The organism is Microcystis sp. M53598_WE2 (assembly GCF_030067735.1).
Taxonomy (GTDB): Bacteria; Cyanobacteriota; Cyanobacteriia; order Cyanobacteriales; family Microcystaceae; genus Microcystis; species Microcystis aeruginosa.
The window spans coordinates 1-5,226 of the sequence record NZ_JASJFE010000259.1 but is presented as its reverse complement, the minus strand read 5'-3'; the positions used below and the strand labels follow the sequence as shown (position 1 = coordinate 5,226).

Below are 5,226 nucleotides of genomic sequence, written 5' to 3'. Positions count from 1 at the left end.
GGCATAATTATTTGTAGGATGGGTTAGCGGTAGCGTAACATGAGCGGGCGTTGGGTTTCATGCTTCAACCCAACCTACGTTCATCTTATATTTAATTCCACCCACCCACTTACTTTCTATTCTTGTCTAAGTTGTTGTAGTTTTTCTGTCTCTTGTGCGGGTGGTTGTATAGTTTTTTTTGCGGGTTATTCTCAAGCGTTCGGCTATTCTTGCCACTGTCGCCACACTTAACACTATACCAGTTCTTTCTAGGAATAGTGTTGATAGTTCAGCTAGAGTTGCGTCATTATTTTCCTCAATTAACGTACCGAGGACGATCATTTGTTCTGGCGTGAGTTTTAAATGACGTCCACATCGATAAGTCTTCGGTCGAAGATCTCCCGTTTCTCGATATTGCTTCAAAAGCTTTTGTACGAAACTTAGGGTTACGCAGAATCTTTTCGCTAATTGTCTTTGAGAGATGGGTTCGTTATAATAACAGTCGAGGATTTTCTGACGGAACTCTACTGGATAGGATTTCATTTTTTGTGCGGTTTAGCTATCGATGACATTATACTTCATATTTGTGAGAAAGAAAGAAAAATGTTATAGTGGGTTTTCTGGCGCGACCCAAGCGATCGCTAAAGATGTTATTATCTAGGGTCTGCTGAAAAAGTAGGGGCGAAGCATTCGGGCAATAACCTATCGGTGAAACCGTAGATTTTCTATCCGAATGCTTCGCCCCTACAGGACGCGGGCCGATGAAGACGCCAGGTTTTGAAGCACGATTCTCTCAAAATCTTGGACCTGTTTCGCAAGAAAAGCCACAAAACCCTTACCATGCCTACATTTCACATTTATTCAGCCAGCCCTATCTAGGACAGTCAACTGAAAATTCCCGCAACCTTCCTAGCCACCGATGAGAGCGATCGCTAAAGATGATATTCTTTATATTCACCATGAGGATGTGCCGGTTTACAAAAAAGGCGGTTCAGTGGTGAGAAATAGTTATTTTTGGGCGCTAAAATCGATCGCCTGTGGAGCGCGTCGGGGACAGGATTGGGAGTTCGATGCGGAGGTGTGGGTGGCGCTGGTGCGGATGTTGCTCTGTTTTGCCAATTCTGGCTATTTGGGGGATGGTGAGACAATTTTAGAGTTTACTGTCGATTGTCCCATTCCCGAACCTTTGCGGGGGATATCTACTTACTTATAGCCTCGCTGAGATAGTTAGCGGTGGATTCCACCAGGGGAATAGTATTTTCGTATAACATTCGCGTCGGTCCGATAATGCCAACACTACCGACGGGAGTATCTCCCTGTTTATAAAAAGCGGAGATAAGAGTACAAGGGCGCATGGATTCCAGAGGATTTTCGGAACCAATAGTGATTTTGACTTTTTTAGCTGATTTTTCTGGTTCTGGTCTTTGTAAAATCAGGGGTAAAAGGCGATCCTGTTCTGCTTCTAATAGATGCAGTAACATTTGTACTTGTTGCCATTGGGCGAATTCTGGCTGTCGAATGACTTCAGCGACACCATGGACGATAATCTCCGGGGTGGCAGTGGATTGGAGACTAGCGCCGATTTCTTGGCTTAATTGTTGGAGAAAATGGGTATAACGGGTAAATTCTCGCTCGATTTGCTGCCAATCGAGGTTAATTAAATCTGCCAAGCAATAACCCTTTAATTTTTCCCCGAGAAAATTAGAGAGGATTTGTAATTCTTCTGCTAATCCATCCTTCTTGTCCGTTGCCATAGACTCAGGAATCTCTATCATAACCGAGCGTGTTTGTAAACTATCTGTAACAATAATTAACATAATCTGCTTGGCTGAGACAGGGATTAATTGCAGATGACGCAGGGTATTGGTGAGGGTGTGGGGGAGGGTAACGATAGCGATATAACCGCTTAAACCGGCTAAAAGTTGGGTGGCCCGTTGCAGCAGACTTTCGAGACTCCAAGCGGGAGATTTAGCATTTTGATGCAGATAATAGCCGATTTTTTCGCCGATACGGTCATCGGGAGTCATCAACTCATCGACGTAGAGACGATAACCCCAATCGGAGGGAATGCGTCCGGAGGAAGTGTGGGGTTGATAGAGTAAACCTTCTTTTTCTAGTTTACCGAGAGCATTGCGAATCGTGGCGGAACTAACAGTAAATTTGTACTCATCGAGTAGAGTTTTCGAGCCAACCGGTTCGGCCGTGGCGATATAATGTTGGATTGTCGCCTTTAAGATATGTTGATAGCGATCGCTGAGATGGGTTCTAGCGGACATAGGGGAATAATCTTAACAAAAGATTTATAACATTTTTTTAGACAGTATAACGCTTAATCAGTTATCAGTTATCAGTTATCAGTTATCAGTAGTCAGTCCTCCGTGGGGAGAAAGGGGATAGTTTACCCCTCTCTTTTCCCGATGGAGGCGATCAAAATTAGTAACGGGGAATATTAGGATCGACGAGGAGGGCATAAGCATCGATGCCGCCGTTAATATTTTTAACATTAGTAAAACCCTGACTTTGTAGCCATTGGCACATTTGCAGGGATCTCATGCCATGGTGACAGATAACGAGGGTTTCTGCTTGGGGGGTGAATTGGGTGGCAATAGTGGGCGACCATTCTCGGTATTGACTCAAGGGTAAAATGGTAAAACTGGCCACAGATGCGATCGCAACTTCCTCTGGTTCGCGCACATCAATAAGTTGTAAATTAGGATCATGATCAGCTAAACGGAGAGCGAGTTCATGGACGCTAATTTCGGGAATGCTCATAGATTTGGTCTTAAGAATCGGTTATCTTTCCTTTAGAGTAGCAAATCGAGGGACCCTGAGCGGTTAGGGACTTGCGTAGGAATAATATCCCAGCCAAGTGGGGGGATTTGGTCAGTGCCAGAGCGGGGGGGTGATATAATGGGGAAAGGGCAGGTATTGAAGAGATTGATGCTTTTTAGTACGCCGATTAATCGACAAGCTGAATTTTGATGAATATTGAACAAGCCGTTATCGAAAACTTGCGAAAACTTCCTTTAGAAAAACAACAAGAAGTCTTAAACTTCAGCCAATTTCTAACTCAGATAACTTCGCCAAAAATTGAAGAGATGACCTCCCAAGAAAAAGCAGAAGATTGGCTAAAATTTCTGGAAAGTCAACCCAAGGATACCCCGGGATTACCCGATGAAGCCTTAGGGCGTGAAACTATCTATGACTAATGGCTAAATATCTATTTGATACTAATATTTTACTGAGGCTGAGTGACCGAATTTCCGCTAATTATGCCTTAGCAAGAGATGCGACCTATATCTTAATAGAGCAAGGACATAAATGCTGCTTGACCTCACAAATTATCATTGAGTTTTGGGTAGTTGCCACCCGTCCTACTGAGGTTAATGGGTTAGGCTGGACTCCTGAAAGAACTAAAAATCAAATCAATCAATTTCTAACCAGATTCACTGTCCTCGAAGAAACGCCAGAGATATTTACCCTTTGGTTTCAATTAGTCACTGACTATAACATCAAGGGAAAAAGTACTCACGATATTAGGCTTCTGGCTGTTATGAAAGCTCATAGTATCACTCATTTATTAACCTTTAATCCTGATGACTTTGTTCCCCTTCCTAATATCATCATCCTTCAGCCGCAAGACTTACTTAATCCCTAATGGTGAGGAGAATTGCGGAGAACCAAAAAAGCGCATTTGCCCCCGGCTGGATTTCAGTTAAGCTTTGATTAGAGGTTATTGTAGGAGAGAGTTATTGATACCGAATAGATTCACCCAGATGTATTGCGCTGAAGCTATCTTGTCCTCGGTTTTTTGTCCTCTGATTAATTTCTAAGTTGTACTGTATTCTCCCCACTTCCCCACCTCCCCACCTCCCCACTTCCCCACTTCCCCACCTCCCCACTTCCCCACTTCCCCACCTCCCCAGCTTATGATTCCCCTACAATTAACCCTGAAAAATTTTCTCAGTTATCGCGAGGCAGTGCTAGATTTTCGCGGATTACATACTGCCTGTATTTGTGGTGCCAATGGTGCGGGAAAATCCTCTTTACTCGAAGCAATTACTTGGGCAATTTGGGGAGAAAGTCGCACCTCGATTGCTGATGATGTGATTCATGCGGGCAGCGATTATGCGCGGGTAGATTTCGAGTTTAGTTATGGGGGAGAAATCTATAAAATTATCCGTAGTCGTCACCGGGGAGGGAAAGCTTCTGGTTTAGATTTTCAGGTGATTAATGATCAGAGTTTTCGTCCTTTATCGGGTAAAAGTATTAAAGATACTCAAGCACAGATTAATACTTATCTGAAAATAGACCATAAAACTTTCATTAATTCTGCTTATTTACGGCAGGGACAAGCGGACGAGTTTATGAAACAGCCTCCCAGTGGTCGTAAACAGATTTTAGCAGAATTATTGCAACTCGATCGCTATGAAATTTTAGCAAATAAAGCTAAGGAAATATCGAAACAATTTGATGGACAGTCCCTCCAGATCGAGCAGCAAGTAGAAACTATCAAACTCCGTCTTCAGGAGAAAAATTCTTATCAGCAACAGCTGCAAGAGTTAAGCACCCAAATTAACCAAATTAATCAAGCACAAGAGGTAAATAATCGGCGTTTACAGCAACTACAGGGGGAAGAAAATCAGCGTCAGAATTGGGAAAAACAGCTGCAGTGGCAAAGAGAACAGGAGCGAGCTTTATTAGCAGAAATCGAGAGATTAGACCGGGAAAAAGTTAGTCTAGACAATCAATTAAATCAAATTAGGACTATTCTTCATCGCAAAAATGACATTATTACTGCACACGAGCGCCTAATCAATTTAGACCAGAAAGAGGCCAGTTTGTCAAGTCAATTACAAGCTTGGCAACAGGCCCAGTATGATAAACAACAATTAGAACAGAAATTACAGCAAAAAATTAACGAATTTACCCTTCCCATCCAACAAACGAGCGCTCGTTTAGAAGAATTGGGAAGACAGGAACAAGAAACTCAAAAAATTATCGAGCAAGCGGGGGATATTCAAGCAGGATTAGAGAAATTAAATTATCATCGTCAACGTCTTCAGGAATTGGATAGATTAGCTTTAAAATATGCTCCTTTAAATAGCCGAAAAGCTGATTTAAATATGCAGTTGGAACGGGAAAAAGCCAGGATTAATGCTCGTCGGGAACAACTGCAAAGAAATCGGCAACAATTAGAGACAGAAATTGATCGTATTCCTCTACTAAGAGAGGAAGCTCTCAATT

General features: G+C 42.6%; 6 protein-coding genes. 4 read left to right on the top strand and 2 right to left on the bottom strand.

Translation table 11 applies throughout. The features are described 5' to 3' along the window. The first annotated feature begins 898 nt into the window (after window positions 1-898). A complete protein-coding gene (locus tag PX636_RS05480; protein WP_002760270.1) occupies window positions 899-1,192 on the top strand; it encodes a hypothetical protein in 294 nt (97 codons plus the stop codon). Here PX636_RS05480 and hrcA read toward each other — a convergent pair. Both hrcA and PX636_RS05470 read right to left on the bottom strand, forming a co-directional pair. Beyond that, window positions 1,179-2,255 carry a heat-inducible transcriptional repressor HrcA gene (gene hrcA / locus PX636_RS05475; protein WP_287972094.1) on the bottom strand — a complete coding sequence of 359 codons (1,077 nt, stop codon included), beginning with the start codon at window positions 2,253-2,255 and terminating at the stop codon, window positions 1,179-1,181. The genes PX636_RS05480 and hrcA overlap by 14 nt on opposite strands. A 157-nt stretch (window positions 2,256-2,412) precedes the next feature. Continuing rightward, window positions 2,413-2,751 carry a rhodanese-like domain-containing protein gene (locus tag PX636_RS05470; protein WP_004163203.1) on the bottom strand — a complete coding sequence of 113 codons (339 nt, stop codon included), beginning with the start codon at window positions 2,749-2,751 and terminating at the stop codon, window positions 2,413-2,415. Between the two features lie 209 nt (window positions 2,752-2,960). Here PX636_RS05470 and PX636_RS05465 point away from each other — a divergent pair, with 209 nt between their 5' ends. From PX636_RS05465 to PX636_RS05455, 3 genes are all read left to right on the top strand, one after another. Next, the gene (locus PX636_RS05465; protein WP_004163204.1) at window positions 2,961-3,188 is read left to right on the top strand and encodes a hypothetical protein; all 228 of its coding nucleotides are present in this window, start codon (window positions 2,961-2,963) and stop codon (window positions 3,186-3,188) included. Then, on the top strand, window positions 3,188-3,637 hold the full coding sequence (locus PX636_RS05460) for a type II toxin-antitoxin system VapC family toxin (protein ID WP_004163205.1): 450 nt from the start codon (window positions 3,188-3,190) through the stop codon (window positions 3,635-3,637). The genes PX636_RS05465 and PX636_RS05460 overlap by 1 nt, the downstream gene beginning before the upstream one ends. Before the next feature lie 271 nt (window positions 3,638-3,908). After that, a partial coding sequence (locus tag PX636_RS05455) for an AAA family ATPase (protein WP_288116431.1) occupies window positions 3,909-5,226 on the top strand: 1,318 nt, incomplete at its 3' end.